The sequence below is a fragment of the Paracoccus sp. (in: a-proteobacteria) genome, from assembly GCF_047605025.1.
Classification (GTDB): Bacteria; Pseudomonadota; Alphaproteobacteria; order Rhodobacterales; family Rhodobacteraceae; genus Paracoccus.
The window spans coordinates 96,598-113,769 of the sequence record NZ_JASGGO010000005.1 but is presented as its reverse complement, the minus strand read 5'-3'; the positions used below and the strand labels follow the sequence as shown (position 1 = coordinate 113,769).

The following is a 17,172-nucleotide window of genomic DNA, read 5'->3' as shown; positions in this document are numbered from 1 at the left end:
TCGTCCTTGTTCGATCCTGCTCATGCTGGCTATCCGCCTGGGCAGAGGCTTTCCAAGGCTGGTGCCGAAAGCCTTGCCTACAGGAGCAGATTGCGTCTCATCCAGAGATAGACTGACCTGTCCGTAGTGTCTATTTCGTAGGCTTGTCGGGATTGGGAAGCATATTCCTTCCTGACCCAAGGAAACAGATCGCCTCTCCTTTCGGGCGAGTCATCCTGTCTTGTCCGCCGAGAGATCAAGAATCTCGTGATGAGGCACGGTTCGAGGCGCTGTTCGTCCAAGCCGCTCCACGGAAACCCGCGTCAGTTGGCCGGTGCATCCCTGGCTCAGGATCGAGGCGGGGGCATCGGAAGTGACCGCATTCGGATTGCCATTCACGCAGACGCGCCCCAGCCCTGGCAGATCCATGGGCGCATACCAGGCGCCGGTGGCCAATTGTATGACACCGGGACGGATCGCGTCCGAGAGCATCGTCCCCGCCAATACCCCGCCGCGATCATTCCAGATGCGGATCACATCGCCTGCGGCGACGCCCAAAGCGCGCGCGTCGACCGGATTCAGCCGCGCGACCTCGCGCCCATCCTGCTTGGCGGCCATGCTGCCTGGGCCGAAATCCAACTGGCTGTGCAGGCGCGTGGCGGGTTGGTTGGCGACAAGCTGGAACGGATGGGCGGCTGCGCGAGGCGATCCCGAGGATTCCATGCCCGGCATCCAGACCGGATGGCCGGGCAGGCCCGCCGCCGCGACACGTTCGGAATGGATCTCGATCCTGCCGGACGGGGTTGGAAGCGGGTGCGCCACGGGATCGCGATGAAAGCGCCGTATAAGACCCTCGGCGGTGCTCAGCGGCAAAGGCACGACCATGCCCTGACGAAAGGCATCGTAATCGGGTATCGCCAGGCCGCGCTCTGCCAGCGCCGCCTGGGTCCGGGCGTAAAGCCGTCGCAGCCAGCCTGCGCTGTCCAGCCCTTCGGTAAAGCGCGCCTCGCAACCGATCCGGGCGGCCAGCGCGGTGAAGATGGCAAAGTCGTTCCGCGCCTCGCCAAAGGGTCGGCCAAGCGGCTCCATCGCGATAAGGAAAGGGTCGTTGCCGGCGGCGCCGATATCCTCGCGTTCGGCGCTTACCGTGGCGGGAAAGATGATATCGGCATGGGCGGCGGTGGCGGTTCCCACACTGTCATGCAGGATGATCGTGTCCGGCTTGGCAAAGGCGCGGGCCAGTCGCGTCAGATCCTGATGATGGTGGAAAGGATTGCCCCCGGCCCAATAGACAAGGCGGATGTCGGCATAGCGATGGGTTTCGCCCATATAGGTGAACGGGGCGCCGGGATGCAGCAGCAGATCGGCGATCCGCGCCACCGGAATGAAATCCGGCACGCCGTTTCGTCCCTGGGGCAGGGTCGGCAACGGAATGTCCATCGGCGCCTTGCCTATATTGCCGATCGAGCCCAGCCCATAGCAGAAACCCGCGCCCGGCAGATGCCCCTGTCCCAGCATCGCCGCCAGCGTCAGCGCCATCCAGACTGGCTGTTCGCCGTTCTCGGCCCGCTGAAGCGAATAGGTGACATTGATCAGCGTTCTCGCCCGCGCCGCCCGGTCGGCCAGCGCCATGATCTGCCGGGCGGGCAGATCGCAGATTGCCGCAGCCCAGTCGGGCGTCTTGGGAACGCCATCGGCATGGCCCGTCAGATAGTCAAGAAACTGTTCGTATCCAGTGGTGTAGCGATCAAGATAGGCTCGGTCGTCCTGGCCGGTCCGATGCAGATGCCACGCCATGCCCAGCATCAAAGCGACATCGGTTCCGGGGCGCGGGGCAAGGCGTGCAAGCCCTGGCAGATCCGTCATGTCATCGGCCACGGGGCTGACGGACACGAAAGCACAGCCGCGCCGCGCCGCGCGGTCCAGCACCTGCCCGACCAGATGGCGGGTATTGCCGCCGCTGCTGACGGCGGTGTTGCGCAGGGGCAGGCCGCCGAAGGTGATCAGCAGCTCGGTTTTCTCGGCCAGTTCCTCCAGATAGGGATGGTCGCGGTTCAACTGCATCGCATCGCCCCAGACCATCCGAAGAATGACCGATCCGGCGGCGGTGGAATAGGTGTCGACGCCGGACACATAGCCCCCGAAAGCCGTGTTCAGAAATCGATGCAACTGGCTTTGCGCGTGGTGAAACCGGCCGGCCGAGGCCCAGCCGTATGAGCCGCCGAACACGCGCGCGCCGTGTAGCGGGCCATCGGCGGGCGGATCGCCGCCCGCACCCAGCCGCCGCAGTTCTTTCGCGGCAAGGTCCAGCGCGGTGTCCCAGTCCAGCTCGACATATCCGTCACGCCCACGCCGCGCATCGGGGCCGGGACCGTCCTCTAGCCAACCGCGCCGCACCAGAGGCCGCCCAAGGCGTGCCGGATGATCGAGCGCCGCGGGAATGTTTACGAGAAGGGGCGAAGGGTCGGGATCCTCGGCAAGAGGATGAACTTCCAATGCGCCATCGGCACCGCGCCCCGCGCGGAAGGCACCCCAATGGCTGCTGTGCAGAAGCATATCCCTGATGCGCGACATCGCCGGTTACGCCGCGCGATCGTCTTGCGGACGGCCAGGCGCGGGGCTAAGCGCGGGGCCAAGCTGCGCGATGCCGCGATCCAGCCGCGCCAGCAGCGGCAAGGATTGCGGCATTCCGTCGATGAAATCGGACGGGCCGGCATAAAGGCCCGTCGGCAGCACCGCAGCCTCGAAAAAGGCGAACAGCGGGCGCAACTGATGCTCGATCACCAGGGCGTGTTTCTCTCCTCCGCCGGTCGCGGTCAGCAGAACGGGCTTCCCGGCCAGGTCGGCAGGCTCGATCAAGTCAAATAAATGCTTGAAAAGGCCGGAATAGCTTCCCTTATAGACCGGGCTGCCAACGATCAGGACATCGGCCGCGACGATGGCATCAACCACCTCGCGCGCGGGCGGCGGCAGGTCAGCCAGCGCAGCCGCCGCGCCAAGATGGGGCTGAAGGTCAAGCAGGTCGAAGATCTTCACCTTTCCGCCGTATCGTTCTGCGGTGCGCATCGCGGCAACCTCCACCAGAGCGCGGGTTTTCGAGGGGCGGTGAGGGTTGCCGGCAAAGCCGACGATCTGGATGGCCATTCTTGCTTCCGATGCAGACAGGTTTGTCTATCAATAAGGTGTCGGCGACCGAGGTTCCATTCCAAAGATATACGCTGCGCACCATGACCGCTCTCTCTTTTGAAGCCTCCAAGGAAGAACCCTTCCACCGGCAGGAAGCTTCGCTTGCGTTGAGGCCTGAATGCGCTGTCGGATCAGAAGTTCCCGGATGCGGAAGATCGAGCCATGGTGTGCCACTGGTTCGAGCGCCATGGCGAGGTGCGGCCCCTTGCATCTCTTCGCCCTTCACCGGCACAAAGCGCATCGTTGGACGCGTTCATCGGGGCAACCAGCTTGATACCGCGCAGATCGCCTCGGCGTCCGCAGCATCATTCTTCTGGCGCTTGACGAAGAGCTTCACATAGGCGGGCGGGATCAGCCGCACCTCATGGCCCGAGCTTGCCGATCCAGCGGCCCCAGAAATGCGCTCCTCCGCAGGCTTCCATGGCGATAGCGCAAGGCGGCAGCTGGCTGAAGAACGGCAGCACCTGGCCCGAGGCAGCAGCCCCATGCGCCTGGAACACGTTCTTGGCCAGATAGAGACCTACAGTGGCAATCTCCGACATGACTGCTCTTTTATGTGTATCATCGCAGGCCCACCCTGGCACACAGATGCCGTCGGGGGTGGTCACAGTATCAGAGGCCAGCGGACCCTTGGGCGGCATTAATCAGAATGAAACGATCAGGTGTTATTTGGTGAAAAAATGGGCGAATACCGGGGTGGCAGTGGAAACGAAAGGGGATCACGACCGAAAAACCGGGCCTGGAACTGCGCTTTTGAACAGGAAGGGCAGAAAATCATCAATCCCAAGTCACACGTACAGTAACATTGACGTGATTACGATTCGCATGGAAATGGCACGGGAAGGAGGCGGAAAGGGGACAGATGGGTTTAGTCTTGCAATTTATTGATTTTATATAATTAAAAATGAATTTTTCCTTTGTGGATCTTCTTAATGGTTAATGCCTGATGCCTCGTGTGATTCCCGCAGTTCTTTGGGTCGCCTTTGCCTTGGCGCTGGTTTTCGCAGGGGTCATGATCACACGCGCGTGTGGGGCCGGTTGGGCCTGGCTGAATTTCTGCCCGGCGAAGGTTTCGGAATTCGACCGGCTTGGCGAACGCCATGCCGCGCTGCTGGCCGCGCGTGAAAGCCGTATCGAAGTCCTGCGCCGCGCGCCGCAATGCCGCGCCCCGGAACCGGCGGCGCAGCCCCAGCCCGAGGAACAGGCCGCGCAGCAATGCCAGCCGCCGCCCACGGATGAGACGCTGGTGCTGGTCGATGTCTCGTTCAGCATGGAGATCGACTATAACCTGCCCCCGACATGCTGGCCGATACCGCGCGGGTGAACGCGGCGCTGGAGGCGGCGGCCAGTTCCTTGTAGCGGATGACGCTGGGGGCCGAGCTGGACCGATTGTATCAGCGTGGCAAGACCCCCGCCAGGCCGGACCGGATCGACGTGGCGCGCGACGCGCTGCGCCCGCTGGTCGCGGGATTGCAGGGCGATGCGCGGCTGAAGCTGATGAGCTTTGCCGAATGCCGGGTGCGGCTGCGGCAGGAAGGCAGCTTTGGCGCCGGCGATGCGGCGCCCTATCAGCGCGCCGTGGACGGGCTGCGCCTGCGCTCCTATACCGCGCTGGCCGAGGCGTTGGAGCAGTTGCCCGCCCAGACCGAGGCCGGGCGCAGCCCCGACCGGCCGGTCAATATCGTCATCCTCTCGGATGGTGAGGACAGTTGCGGCGGCGATCCCTGTGCGGCAGCGGACCGGCTGCGGCAGGCGCTGCCCCATGCCCATGTCAGCCTGGTGGCGCTGGTGCCCGGTGCCGCCGCGAACAGCTGCATCGCCGACCGCACCGGCGGCCGCTTCCTGACCGCCGACAATGCCGATGAACTGGTGATGCGGCTGCGGCAGACCACAGGACAACTCGACGCCGCGGAATGCGCCACCCTGGACGCCGCCGCCCCTCGCCCCGAATGAGGGAGAGCAAGACCGTGACCCAAGACCCCCAGCCCCAGAACCTGCCTGTCGCGGCCCGCCCTTGGCTGGCACCGGCAATTGCGCTTGGCCTTGCCCTGCTGTTCCTGCTGTTCCTGCTGTTCCTGCTGTTCCTGCTGTTCCTGCTGGTGCTGATGGTGCCCGGCGTGCTGCGCTATCGCGGCGCCCCGGACGAGGCCGCCGTGGCCGCGCTGCGCGATTCCAACGCGGCGCTGGAGCAGGAGATCGCGCGGCTGGGCCAGGCCGATCCGGCGCAGATCTGCATGTATGAGGGCGACCTGTTCTCGCGCTCGGTCGAGCAGTCGCCGACGCCGCCGGGTCCGGCGCAGCGGTTGGACCTGTGCCGCCGCTTCCCTCGCAATCGGTCCCCGCGCCCGAGGTTTTGCCCGAGGCCCTGCCGGGGGGCGACGACCAGGCGGCGGCGGGCAATGTGGACGAATTGCTGCGCCGGGGCACGGTGATGCTCCTGGCCGAGACGGCCGAGGGCTTCGGCAACGGCTCGGGCTTCTTCATCGATCGCCGGCATGTCGCGACCAATGCGCATGTGGTCGAAGGGGCGCAGCGAGTCATGATCACCAACGATACCATCCGCCAGCCGTTGCAGGCGACCGTGCTGGCGCGCACCGTCGACGACGGCTCGGGCGCGATGCCCAAGGAGGATTTCGCTATCCTGCGGCTGGATGCCGATGTGCCCTCGGCCATGCCGATGACCCTGGGCGCGGCCAGGCGCATGCAGGCGGTCTATGCCAGCGGCTATCCCGGCTTCTACCTTGAGAACCAGATTCGCGGCTATTTCGCGGCGATCCAGCAGGGCCAGCCCGCCACCCCGCCCGAGGCGGTGGTGACCAACGGCATGGTCACCACGATCCAGACCGCGCAGCGCATGGGCGGTCCCTTGGGCTATATCCCCCATACCTCCAAGATTGCCCCCGGCAACAGCGGCGGCCCGCTGGTCGACAACTGCGGGCGGGTCGTGGGCATCAACACCTTCGTCACCCAAAGCGACGAGGGGAACCTGCTGTTGCAAGGCGATTACGCGCTGACCACCGATGCGCTGGGACGATTCCTGCAAGCTAACGGCATCACCGCCCGCAACGCCCAGGGCGAATGCCAGCCCAGCCGCTTGGCCCAGGCCGGCGCCGCGCCCGAGGAAGCCCCGGAATGATGCGCCGCTTCCTGAAAGAGACCCCGGCGGCGGGCCTGCGCCCGTTGACGGTGGGCCAGCACCTTGTCCATGATAGCTGGGACCAGATCCACGCCCATCTGTCCGATACGCTGGGGCCCGCCCATGCCGCGCTCTTCGTTGAGCCGTTTCGCGGTGCCGGGTCGATTTCCTGGATGGCCAGCACGCCCGACGATGCTGTGCCCTATAGCCAGTTGCCGCCCGACCGGCAGGAACGGGTGCTGGGTCGGCTGAACGAACTGCTTGAGGATATCCGCCGCTTTGCCGCCGAATGCAACGCCGGCAAGAGCGATGCGAACCGGCAATGGGGCGCTTTGCTGGAGGCGATCCAGCATCAGCCCTCGGAAGTCGAACTGCGCGACCGGCTGTTCGTCGCCGGCGACCAGCCGGTGCTGATCCTGTGGGGCTGCCGCGACGAGGGCACGGTCTCGACCGGCAGCCTGCTGCGCGAGACTCGGGCGCTGATCGGCCAGCCGCCGCCGGTGCTGCAACCGCGCCCGCCCGCCGCGCCGGTCGTCCCCCCCGGTGGCGGGCGTCGCCGCGATCCAGGCTGCCCCGGTGGTCGTGGCCGCCGGCGGATCGGGATGGTGGCTGCCGGCACTGCTGTGGCTGCTGTTCCTGGGCGCGCTGGGGTTGATCTACTGGCTGCTTCTGGTGGCCTGCGCCCTGCACCTGCCGCCGTCCTGGCAAGTGGTGGGCAGTTGCCAGGTTCGCGCCTCGGCCGCGACCGAAAAGGCGCGTCACGACGCGCTGCTGGCGGAGTTGGCCCGGCTGCGCGGGGGGGCTGACCGCCGCCCCGCAATGCCGCATCCAGGGCGGGCCTTCGGCGCCATGGACGCGGCCGCCGCTCACGATGCCGCCCACGATGCCGCCCCAGCGCCGCACCGAGACCCCTCCGGCCCCCGGCGTGCCCGAGCGGCCCAACCTGCGCCGCGAGGAAACTGACCTGGACCGCGCGCGCGACCGCGTCGGCGGGCGGGTCGGCGACGTTACCGTCACCCTGCTGTGGAACGGCCGCAGCGATCTGGACCTGGTGGTGCGCTGCCCCAATGGCGAGGAACTGACCGGCGCCAACAGCCAGAACGTCATGCGCTGCGGCGGCCAGATCGATGTCGATGCCAATTACTGCACCAACCGCCCCGGCCCCATGGGCAATGCCTGCGACCGCTACCAGTCCGATCCCGTCGATAACCCGGTCGAGAACGCCTATTTCGTTCTGGACCAGTCGATGCCCGGCCGGTTCGAGATCTGGGTGCGCCATTACGCGGCCGCGCGCGGCGAGACCGCCCCCACCCCGATTCCCTTCGTGCTGCAACTGCGCCAGGGCGAAGAGCGCGAGCTTTTCGAGGGCACCGCCCGGCCCGGCGCGCAGGATCGCGTCGCCGAGTTTCGGATCGAATAGCCAGATTGAACAGGACCGTTGACATTGCTCAAGACCACGCTTGATTTCAACCGCAACGAGACCGTCACGCTTATCCCCAATTCCGGCGTGCAATTTCTGAATTTCGCCTTCGACATCGCCGAGGTCGAGCGGTTGAGCCGCCTCGTCACCTATGAGCGCGACGCGGTCGAGGACAACCGCGAGGACCTGGTGCTGTATCCCGTGCGCCAGGATTCCGAGGGGCTGCGCCTTTATCGCCCCCGAGGCAGCGCGGCCGAGCATGAGGCCGACGAGGAATGCACCTACAGCATGAAGGCCGAGGCGGCGCTGTCGCGGCTGGGCAGCAACCTCAACACCATCCTGGCCGAGGTCGAGCGCGAGCGGATCGCGATCAGCCGCGCCAACAGCCGGGTCCGCGACCTTCAGGCGCAGCAGCGCCTGAGCGAAACCCAGTCGCGCACCCTGTCGCGCGAGATCGCAGCGCTGAACGGCGATGTGAACCGGCTGCAATCCTCGTCGGGCAATCCAGCGCAGCAGGCGCAGTTGCGCCAGCAGATCGCGCAACGCAAGGCGGCGATCAACGCCTATGCCAAGGTAGCGGTGTTCTGAAACAGCGAGGCCCCGGTTCCGGCCGGGGTCCGCACACCGGGGACCACGCGGCGATGCTACGCCAGAGATATTCAACACCGACCAGGGCAGCCAGTTCACCTCGACCGACTTCATCAAGGTGCTGGCCGCGCGTGAGATCGGGATCAGCATGGATGGCAAGGGCACCGGGCGCGACAACGTCTTCGTCGAGCGCCTCTGGCGGACCATCAAATACGAGGAGACCTGTCTGCGGGCATAACAGCGTCTCGGAGGCCCGTGCCGGGATCGGTCGATATCTGAGCTTCTACAACAACCGCCGCCCGCATTCATCGCTTGACGGGAAAAGCCCCGATCAGCCCACTTCAACCAGCCGATACCCGAAACGGTAGCCGCGTAACCGAGGCGGAAAACCACCTGGAAAACGCCCGGAACCTGTTCAGATCAGCCGGACCACCTATAAAAGCAATTCTCCCTGCGCTAAGAGCTAGAAATGTCTTTTTAGCTGTTGTATAGGAGTGCCGAGCTACCCTCAGGCGCGCTGCACGCAGGGGATAAGCACCGTGCGGGTGTGGTGGAACTGGTAGACGCGCCGGATTCAAAATCCGGTTCCGAGAGGAGTGTCGGTTCGATTCCGACCACCCGCACCACTTTCTTCAGGCATAGTGATTCTTGCCTGTGGCGGGGAAAATCGCAAGCCTCGTAGTCATCGAAACCGAGTGTCGCGCTTACCCATGCCGCCCAAGATCACGGGTGCGTGTCGCCGGCCAGCAGATTGCATTGCAGGCGCATGATTGGATCGCGACCACCTGTCAGGTTCGCGCTTGAGTCGCGAATCGCTCAATGAGCCAGGCAGCCCCAGGCCCAGGTGGCGGCTCCGTGCGATAGATTGCCTGCATCGCGTAGACCCCGGCGCTCCCTCGTTCACGTCTACGCGGATCATTGGCTCCTGCATGCTGCCCCAGCCGAGGCCAGCCAGTAACAGCGTGAACCGCCTCGGGTTTACCGGAGAGTTTCTGGTTCAATGATTAGGCTGCTTTTTCGGCGGCGTTCAAGCTTGTGTGGAGTTCCTCTGCCTGACCTGAGCCCCTGAACCTCCTCCAGATTTTGGTAGAGTCCGTCCATTCAAGGAGACAGACTATGAAGCAATCGCGGTTTACGGAAGCGCAGATCATCGGGATCTTGAAGGAGCAGGAGAGCGGATGTCTGCCGCAAGCACGGGATCAGCTCGGCGACGTTCTACAAATACAAAGCGCGGTTCGGCGGCTTGGATGTGTCGGAAGCGCAGCGGCTGAAGGCGCTCGAAGACGAGAACGGCAAGCTTAAGAGGCTTCTGGCCGAGGCGATGCTCGACTTGGCCGCTGACGTTGCCCCCGACTTTTATCCAGCGTGAGCGAGACTCCGGGTTTGAGTTTTGCCCGTTTGGGCGGGTTGGGCAACGGGGGCTGGCGCGGAGCCTTGCGGCTGGGCCTGGGCCGCGCGTGCACCGACATTTTCCAGCAGCGCCTGCGTCAGCCCGTCGACCGAGGCGCCGAAGGCCGCGACATCGCCATCCTCGATCGGGAACACCAGCGAGCGCCCGCCGGCCTGCAATTCCGTCAGCCTTTCAAGCTGCGCGATGGCATCGTCGTGATAGGCCCGCCCAGGCCGGGTCTTGAGAAACAGCGCGAAGGTCGCGATGCCCAGGTCCTCACGCAGGCGCGTCGCCAGCAGTTCCGGCGTGGTGCCTGCGACCGAGCTGCGGGCTTCGCCCACCAGCATGCCCGCGTCGCTGACATAGATGATATAGCGCCCGTCGGGCTGCGCCCAATCCTGCTGCTCGGCCAGCCGCATGCCGCTGAGCCCACCTCTGTCGGACGACCACTTCCCGGTCGATGGCACGCTTGTGGAAGCCTGGGTTTCGATGAAAAGCTTCCGGCCTAAGGCCGAGGCCACGCCGCCTGAAGACGATGATCTTCCCACCCCTGATGACACGCCCGCCAGATCCGAGACGCCCCCGATGCCCCGCCCAAAACCCACCCCCCCGCGATGCCGAGATCGACTTCCGGGGCGAGCGGCGCTTCAATGCAACCCATGCCTCGACCACCGGCCCCGACGCGCGCCTTTACAAGAAGTCGCCGGGCACCGGCACCACGCTTTGCTTCATCGGCCATGCGCTTATGGAAAACCGGAACGGGCTGATCGTCCAGGCAGATCTTACGGGTGCCAGTGGGCTGATCTGGCGAAGCGCGATGTCATCGCTGTCATTCCACCGAAATCGAACCGGCGGTTCCCGACGAGCTTCGACAAGGAGACCTGCAAGTGGCGGCACCTTGTCGAGAGTTTCTTCGGAAGGCTAAAGGAAATGTCCGAAACCTATCCCGAAAGGCCAACCCCATTAACCCACGGGGAAAGCTTCCTGCCTGCTCTTCACCATGCCTCCTCCGACCGTTTGTGGCTTTGGGAGCATAGGGCAAAGCTCAACCATTCTACGCCGATCGCGCGTAACCACCATTATAGGCATCGCTCTTTCTGCGAACCTTGGAATGTTCGACGACCCTTTCGCGGGCGATCCCCCGGAACTCATTGATCGAGGAATACCCCTTGCGCTGCATGTAGTCCCCCAGATCGCTTGTCAGTTCATGGATGAGGTTGACGCCGATGCCGCCGCTGCCCTTTTCCTCCATCGCGGCCGTGCATATTTGCAGATTTCCGGCGCCATGCGCGATGAAATTGAAGGCTTCGCGGAAACCTCTTATCCCGCCGATCCCGGAAATGGATTTATCCGGGAACGCGCGCGAAATATCCGACACGCGTTGCAGGGCCTGATGCAGGATGGCCAGACCACCCAAGCCGCCGGACGTGACCAGCCCGTCCACCTCGACCTCGAACTTCAGGGTCTCCGGGTCCATGAGCGGCAGGGAGGGGAAGGTATTGCACAGCGAGATAGAAGCGGCACCCGCGTCATAGGCGGCCCTTGCCCCGTCAACCAGCGAAGAGGATGAAGGTGTCAGCTTGACCCAGATCGGCACGCCGACCGCTTCGGTCACGGCCTTCAGGACCTGTCGGATGATGGTCTCGTCATTGGCGATATGCGCCCCCATGTCCTTGCGGTCCATATGGGGGCAGGACATGTTCAACTCGACCGCATCGCAGCCGGCATTCACGACCGCCCGCGCGAGCTTGCGCCAATGGTCCATCTCTTCCTCGCTGCCCGCGCCCGCCATGATCGAGCCGATGAGCATGCGATCCGGCCAGATGGTCTTGATTTCCTCCAGGTCGGGAAGCCACTGATCCAGCGGCTGATCCGAGATGAGTTCCCAGTTCCAGGAGGAATGCGACACGGTGTCCGGCCGCTTGCTGCGCGAGACATAAGGCTTTGTCTCGCTGGCGCGCTGAAAGATCGTTTTTGGACCGGCGACGTTCTCGACCGGATGCAGTCCGATCGTCTTGGTCACGACGCCGCCCCAGCCTGCCTCGAAGGCCCGCATGATCTTTTGCTTGCTTTCCGTCGGCGGCGCGGAAGCCAGAACGAAGGGATTGACGAACTGAAGGCCAGTGAAGTTTGTAGCAAGCTCATAGGGCATGGCGCACTCCCAGGTTCTGATAGACAGAACCCGATATTTTTACCAATCAGTCAATAATTTTCTCGATACCCTCGACGTGGGCCTGTGAAACAGGACGTTATATGGCGCGCGCTGGTCGAAACATGGGCATAATGTCGTGCTCGACATGGGTTGGCGGGGTGGAGCATTATCAGGACCAATCCCGCGCCAGCATCGGACTGGCCCCGCCGAAGATCAACATTCATCATGGCGACCGGAGGCAGGGCCCCATTGCGGCGGCAGGGTTCCCGGCTTGCCTCGCTGCCGCGCTGTTTCATGCAAGCCGGTTGAAACGGCGGTTGAAAATCCTGACGGCGCTTTCAATGGCACGAGCCGCCTGTGGCCGGAAAGGTTCACGGAACGGGCGGTTCAGCGAGGCTTTGGGATTGGATCCTGGCGGCCGTCCAGCCGCTCGATCCGGCGCAGCACCGGAAAGGCGGTCATCCAGATCGCCACCACCGCCAGCGTGCCCAGACCTCCGATCACCCCAGCCGCGACTGGTCCCATCATGCCGGCCATCATGCCGCTTTCAAACTCGCCAAGTTGGTTCGATGTGCCGATAAAAAGCGAATTGACCGCATTCACCCGGCCCCGCATCTCGTCCGGGGTCATCAACTGAACCAGGGACGACCGCACCACGACGCTGATATTGTCCGAGGCGCCCACCACCAGCAGCGCCACGATCGACAGCCAGACATTGCGCGACAGCGCGAACAGGATGGTGGCAAGGCCAAAGACCGCCACCGCCGCGAACATCTTGCGCCCCGCCCCAGAGACGATGGGCATCCATCCCAGCATGATCGACATGCCGAGCGCGCCTATCGCGGGCGCGGCCCGCAGCAGCCCCAGCCCCAATGGCCCGGCCTGAAGGATGTCCGAGGCATAGATCGGCAGCAGGGCCGTGGCGCCGCCAAGCAGCACCGCGAACAGATCCAGCGAGATCATGCCCAGCACGGCCGGAGTGCGGCGGATGAAGGCCACGCCGGCGAATACCGTCCTTAAGCTCACCGGGCTGCGCGCGATCGGCGTCGCGGTCAGCACCCGGATGGTGCCGACGCTGTAGCCCGCCGCCAGAAACAGCAACCCCGAGACGACGAAAGGCACCAGATGCCCCAGCCCATAGAGCAGACCGCCAAGCGCCGGCCCGACGATCAGCGCCGTCTGCATGAACGAGGTCGATGTGGCGATGGCGCGTTGCAGCATCGCCGGCCCCACGATCCCCGGCACCAGTGAGGCCATGGTCGGCCGCTCGAATGCCTGGGCCGCGCCCATGACGGAGACCGCGACCAGGATGCCGGTCGGGGTCAAGCTGCCCCGCCAAACCAGCAGGCCCAGAACCAGCACGGTCGCGGCTTCGACCCATTGGCAGATCAGCCCGATGCGGCGGCGGTCATAGCGGTCGGCCACGGTGCCGACCACGAAGGTCAGCATCAGCATGGGCAGGAACTGGCAAAAACCGATCCAGCCCAGCATCCAGGCCGAGCCGGTCAGTTCATAGATCATCCAGCCCATCGCCACCGTCAGCGATTGGAATGCCAGCGACGAGCAGGTGCGTGATGCGAGGAAGTGCCGGTAATTGCTGTTCTGGAGCACCGAGGGAGCCGAGAGCCGCTCCTTGGTCGAGAAATCCTGCGTCGTCATGCCGAAAATCCTGAAGCTGTCGCTTACGCCTCTGCGCCCGTCGCCGGGCGGCGTCAAGGTCATGGGGCGGGATCACGCGAATTGTGAGGGGGAGTTGGCGCCGTCGGATGCCGATCGCAAGGACAGCGCCGATTGCCGGGTCGGAATGGGTATTTGCAAAGCAAAGAAGACCGGACGCAAGGTCGATGACCGGCGCCGTGCAATCTTGCCGGTCAAAGGCAGTCTTTCGGGGCGCACATGAAATCCGTCGATCCTTTTGCCCTTGTTCTTGCGCGGCTTGTCGATTTTTGTCGCCACTCGGCTGGACAGCTATCCTCTGCCGGATGCGTTCCATTTCCGAATGCTTTGCATTGCTGTTCGGCAATCGCGACCTGGTGAAGCCGGTGGCACCGGCCATCAGGCTGGCGACGCCCTTTGTCACCGCCCTTGCCCTGACGGCGGCGGCCATGGCGCGGGTGCTGTTCGAGATGGTGGGCGGCGGCATCTCGGCCGCACGGGGGGCTTTCCTTGCCGGCCGCGCCGGCCTGGCCCGCGACGCGAGGGCATCGACAAACCGCGCTGGCCGGATTGGCTGACCGAGGGGTGCCCGCCGCATGACCCGAAAATCAGTCGGGTCGGGCCGTCGATGTCACCAGCGCCGCCAGTTGCGGGCGGCCGATCGCCCGCAGCGCCGCCACGACGCGCCGCCGGCTGTGCGGCGTGCCAGAGCGGGCAGTTTCCATGGCCAGCGCCTCTTGGTATCGCCGCAACTGGCGGGCCGGGCGGTAGAGGGAATAGAACTTCGCCTCGGTCATGCCCCCATCGACGCAATCCAGCACCACGCGGGACAGCGCATCAACCTGGCGCAGCATCTGCGCGCTGAAATGGCCGGAATAGCGGGTCTTCAGGAGTGTGACGTTTCCGCCCCGCAGGCGCTCCGCGTGGCGCCGGTCCATTTCCAGCAGCGGATCATAGAAGATCCAGGCGTCGCGCGCCTTGGCCAACCCTTCCGCCGCGTCCCGAAACAGCCCGTGCCAGTTCCACCGCTGGCCCTGGGGATAGCGGGTGTCCCACGGGACGAGATCCGGCGCGAGACTCGACTGAGGGGAGAAGGCGATCACCGTGCTACCGGGAGCCAGTGACGAGAAGGTGCAGGCGGCGAATGCTCCCATGGATGTGCCGGAGAAGACCACCTTGCCGAACTGATTGAAAAAGCCTTGCTTGGCCAGCCGGTTGAGTTCTTCGAACAGGCCCCGGTCGCGGAACCAGTTTTCCCGGAAGGACTGCACGCCAAGTTGTGACCAGTCTTGCTTTCGCGCGAAGTCGTAACCCCATGGTGCCCGCAGCCGGTCGCGGCTTCGAACCTCGGCAAGGTTGTCGAATGTGACATAAAGGATCCGCTTGTCCCGCATCACATGCTGAAGCGCGAATGCCGCGTCCGAGCGATAAAATCCACGGTGAGAGCCATCCGAAATTTCGGTCAGCCAGCCGGGCCTGGGGGCTGGGGTCTCATCTTTGCGCGGCGCGGGCAAGCCGGCGGCCTTCATGCCCGCCGGCGTCAGGAAGGCAAAATCCCGCAGGATTTCCGGCCGCACCTCATCGTCCCGCATCCTGACCATGCCCCGCTTGCGCATGATCTCGGGAGAAATCGACGTGTCATTGTTGCCATTGTTCGTGACCAGCGCCTGATGGCCGGTGATGATCACCGACCTGAACCGGCGGCCAAGGGCGAAATGGCCAAAGGAATAGACGCTTTTCGTCGGGTGGCGCACGGCGGTGCCCGCGCTCATGAAGGACACGGGCCAGCGATAGATGCCTTTCTGCTGGCCGTTCAGCACCGAATAGAGCACGCCGGCGACGCTGACCGAGAACGGCTCATCACCAGTCATAAGGGGTGAGGCGTGCTGTCGCAGCAATGCGACGAATTCGGCGCAAAGGCAGTCGTCATCGTCCAGGCGGAATTGCAGCGTGTCGGCGAAGCTGGCCCGGATCCGGTCGAAAGCGACGCATTGCGCCTCGTCCACGGCTGTGGTGCCGAAATAGAAAACCCTCACCTGCGGCACCGCCGCGCAGATCGCATCGAGGCGCGCGCGGTAGGTCGCCGGCATCTGCTCGGATGCGAGGACGACAAACCGGAAGTCCTGATCAGACTGGGCACGAAGCGATGCGAGGGTCAGGTGCTCGAACGTGGCAAGCCGGGCCTCCATCCGGTCCGGCGCGAAAAGTTCAGCCGCCTTCTCGCGATAGACGGCCTCCAGCTCGGCTTCCGATTTGCCCTGATATGCCTTCCAATCGCCTCGGCCGAGCAGGGAGAATCGGCAGATCCCGACGATATTCATGCGCGCGCTCCTATGGTTCGCGGAACCCTAGCAATGCTTCGGCAAGCGAACAACGGTTGGCGCCGACGCATATTGCGCGGCAAGGATCGTCGCCTGATACGCGTGAAGACAACCATCAAGCGGCAGCCGCTTATGTCGGCGGAAGGCGACGATCACTGCCCGCCATCCAGCGACAGCGCCACGGACCGCCGCAGTCGTCGTGGCGCTTGCTTGCTGCAACCTGGCCCGCATTCCGCATTCCGCATTCCGCCGAATGCAATGCCGCCGGCGAAACAGGGGATCAAACGGCTAGGCCGCCTCGGCCAGGGCGGCGTCATAGACGGCCAACGCCTCGGCCGGGGTCTCGGCCCGCGAGGCGCCTTCCGACAGCAGCCTCCGCCAGCCCCGCGCGCCGGGACGGGCGTGAAAAAGGCCCAGCATATGCCGGGTGAACTGATGCAGCCGCCCGCCCTGGGCCAGATGCGCCTCGATATGAGGACGCATGGCCTGGGCGGCCTCGGCCGGATGGACAAAGGGCGGCGCCTGGCCCCAGAGCAGATCGGCGCGGCCCAGGATGTCCCAGGGCTGGTGATAGGCGGCGCGGCCCAGCATCACCCCATCCATGACGGCAAGATGCCCGCGCGTCTGGTCCAGTGCCCCGATCCCGCCATTGATCGACAGATGCATATCGGGAAATTCCGCCTTCATCCGATGCACCAGCGGATAGTCCAGGGGCGGGACCTCGCGGTTCTCGCGCGGGGAGAGGCCGTTCAGCCAGGCTTTGCGGGCGTGAATGGTCATGCGGCGGATGCCCGCCTCGCGCATGGTGGCGACGAAAGCCGGCAGCACCTCATCGGGCACCTGATCGTCCACGCCGATGCGGCATTTCACCGTGACCTCGACCGGGCTTGCGGCGATCATCGCCCGGACGCAATCCGCGACCAGGCCGGGCCGGGTCATCAGCACCGCGCCGAAACAGCCCGACCGCACCCGGTCGCTGGGGCAGCCGACATTCAGGTTGATCTCATCATAGCCCCAATCGGCGGCGATGCGGGTCGCCTCGGCCAGAAGCGCGGGTTCCGAGCCGCCGAGTTGCAGCGCCAGGGGATGCTCGGCCGCGTCGTAATCCAGAAGCCGCCCCCGCTCGCCATGGATCACAGCCTGGGCGGTCACCATCTCGGTGTAAAGCAGGGCGCGACGCGAAAGCAGGCGGTGAAAGACCCGGCACCGCCGATCGGTCCAATCCATCATCGGCGCGACGGAAAGCCGGGCGGCCTCGTCCAGAGCGGGCGATCCTGGGTTGGCGGGCATATCCATGGCGGCGGGGTCCGAGGGGTTTCGCGAAGCCGGCCTTTTGCCCGAAAA

The 17,172-nt window shown here is 64.8% G+C and carries 16 protein-coding genes, 1 tRNA gene and 4 pseudogenes; 13 read left to right on the top strand and 8 right to left on the bottom strand.

Going from position 1 to position 17,172, the window contains the following annotated elements; genetic code table 11:
• Positions 1–210 precede the first annotated feature (210 nt).
• From QM682_RS04910 to QM682_RS04900, 3 genes and pseudogenes are all read right to left on the bottom strand, one after another.
• Complete coding sequence (locus QM682_RS04910) at positions 211–2,535, bottom strand: molybdopterin-dependent oxidoreductase (RefSeq protein ID WP_415127681.1); 2,325 nt, start codon at positions 2,533–2,535, stop codon at positions 211–213.
• A gap of 24 nt (positions 2,536–2,559) precedes the next feature.
• Positions 2,560–3,123: an FMN reductase gene (gene msuE / locus QM682_RS04905; RefSeq protein ID WP_415127679.1), complete on the bottom strand. Its 564-nt coding sequence runs from the start codon at positions 3,121–3,123 to the stop codon at positions 2,560–2,562.
• 156 nt (positions 3,124–3,279) lie between these two features.
• A pseudogene (locus QM682_RS04900) lies at positions 3,280–3,707 on the bottom strand (hypothetical protein); the annotation flags it as partial.
• Positions 3,708–4,177: 470 nt separating this feature from the next.
• Between QM682_RS04900 and QM682_RS04895 the strand changes: the two are divergent.
• The 10 genes and pseudogenes from QM682_RS04895 to QM682_RS04850 form a co-directional block, all read left to right on the top strand.
• Complete coding sequence (locus tag QM682_RS04895) at positions 4,178–4,489, top strand: hypothetical protein (protein WP_415127677.1); 312 nt, start codon at positions 4,178–4,180, stop codon at positions 4,487–4,489.
• A 38-nt stretch (positions 4,490–4,527) separates the two neighbouring features.
• Positions 4,528–5,118, top strand: coding sequence for a vWA domain-containing protein (locus QM682_RS04890; protein ID WP_415127675.1), 591 nt, complete (start codon positions 4,528–4,530; stop codon positions 5,116–5,118).
• 14 nt (positions 5,119–5,132) lie between these two features.
• Positions 5,133–5,597, top strand: coding sequence for a hypothetical protein (locus QM682_RS04885; protein WP_415127673.1), 465 nt, complete (start codon positions 5,133–5,135; stop codon positions 5,595–5,597).
• Positions 5,597–6,301, top strand: a complete 705-nt coding sequence (locus QM682_RS04880) for a S1C family serine protease (RefSeq protein ID WP_415127738.1) — start codon at positions 5,597–5,599, stop codon at positions 6,299–6,301. The genes QM682_RS04885 and QM682_RS04880 overlap by 1 nt, the downstream gene beginning before the upstream one ends.
• Positions 6,298–7,107: a hypothetical protein gene (locus tag QM682_RS04875; protein ID WP_415127672.1), complete on the top strand. Its 810-nt coding sequence runs from the start codon at positions 6,298–6,300 to the stop codon at positions 7,105–7,107. The genes QM682_RS04880 and QM682_RS04875 overlap by 4 nt, the downstream gene beginning before the upstream one ends.
• Before the next feature lie 65 nt (positions 7,108–7,172).
• Complete coding sequence (locus tag QM682_RS04870; protein WP_415127670.1) at positions 7,173–7,721, top strand: hypothetical protein; 549 nt, start codon at positions 7,173–7,175, stop codon at positions 7,719–7,721.
• Between the two features lie 24 nt (positions 7,722–7,745).
• Entirely contained in the window at positions 7,746–8,309 is a 564-nt protein-coding gene (locus tag QM682_RS04865) for a virulence factor SrfB (RefSeq protein ID WP_415127668.1), read from the top strand.
• 61 nt (positions 8,310–8,370) lie between these two features.
• Positions 8,371–8,685: pseudogene (locus QM682_RS04860) on the top strand (transposase); the annotation flags it as partial.
• Positions 8,686–8,850: 165 nt separating this feature from the next.
• A tRNA-Leu gene (locus QM682_RS04855) sits at positions 8,851–8,935 on the top strand.
• A gap of 490 nt (positions 8,936–9,425) precedes the next feature.
• Positions 9,426–9,648, top strand: a pseudogene (locus QM682_RS04850) (transposase); the annotation flags it as partial.
• A gap of 17 nt (positions 9,649–9,665) precedes the next feature.
• Here QM682_RS04850 and QM682_RS04845 read toward each other — a convergent pair.
• Complete coding sequence (locus QM682_RS04845; RefSeq protein WP_415127666.1) at positions 9,666–10,118, bottom strand: hypothetical protein; 453 nt, start codon at positions 10,116–10,118, stop codon at positions 9,666–9,668.
• Positions 10,119–10,122: 4 nt separating this feature from the next.
• On the opposite strand from QM682_RS04845, the pseudogene QM682_RS04840 reads away from it, so the two are divergent.
• Positions 10,123–10,564 (top strand): annotated as a pseudogene (locus tag QM682_RS04840) (IS5/IS1182 family transposase); the annotation flags it as partial.
• A gap of 189 nt (positions 10,565–10,753) precedes the next feature.
• Here the strand turns inward: QM682_RS04840 and QM682_RS04835 are convergent.
• On the bottom strand, positions 10,754–11,851 hold the full coding sequence (locus QM682_RS04835; protein ID WP_415127664.1) for a tRNA-dihydrouridine synthase: 1,098 nt from the start codon (positions 11,849–11,851) through the stop codon (positions 10,754–10,756).
• Between the two features lie 387 nt (positions 11,852–12,238).
• Positions 12,239–13,510 (bottom strand): MFS transporter, encoded by a 1,272-nt coding sequence (locus tag QM682_RS04830; RefSeq protein ID WP_415127662.1) that lies wholly within the window; start codon positions 13,508–13,510, stop codon positions 12,239–12,241.
• On the opposite strand from QM682_RS04830, the gene QM682_RS04825 reads away from it, so the two are divergent.
• Both QM682_RS04825 and QM682_RS04820 read left to right on the top strand, forming a co-directional pair.
• A complete protein-coding gene (locus QM682_RS04825; RefSeq protein WP_415127660.1) occupies positions 13,485–13,751 on the top strand; it encodes a hypothetical protein in 267 nt (88 codons plus the stop codon). The two genes, QM682_RS04830 and QM682_RS04825, sit on opposite strands and share 26 nt — an antisense overlap.
• 82 nt (positions 13,752–13,833) lie before the next feature.
• Complete coding sequence (locus QM682_RS04820; RefSeq protein WP_415127658.1) at positions 13,834–14,085, top strand: hypothetical protein; 252 nt, start codon at positions 13,834–13,836, stop codon at positions 14,083–14,085.
• Positions 14,086–14,115: 30 nt separating this feature from the next.
• Here the strand turns inward: QM682_RS04820 and QM682_RS04815 are convergent, their stop codons facing one another.
• Entirely contained in the window at positions 14,116–15,828 is a 1,713-nt protein-coding gene (locus QM682_RS04815; protein ID WP_415127656.1) for a glycosyltransferase, read from the bottom strand.
• A gap of 288 nt (positions 15,829–16,116) precedes the next feature.
• A complete protein-coding gene (gene dusA, locus QM682_RS04810) occupies positions 16,117–17,118 on the bottom strand; it encodes a tRNA dihydrouridine(20/20a) synthase DusA (RefSeq protein WP_415127736.1) in 1,002 nt (333 codons plus the stop codon).
• Positions 17,119–17,172 lie beyond the last annotated feature (54 nt).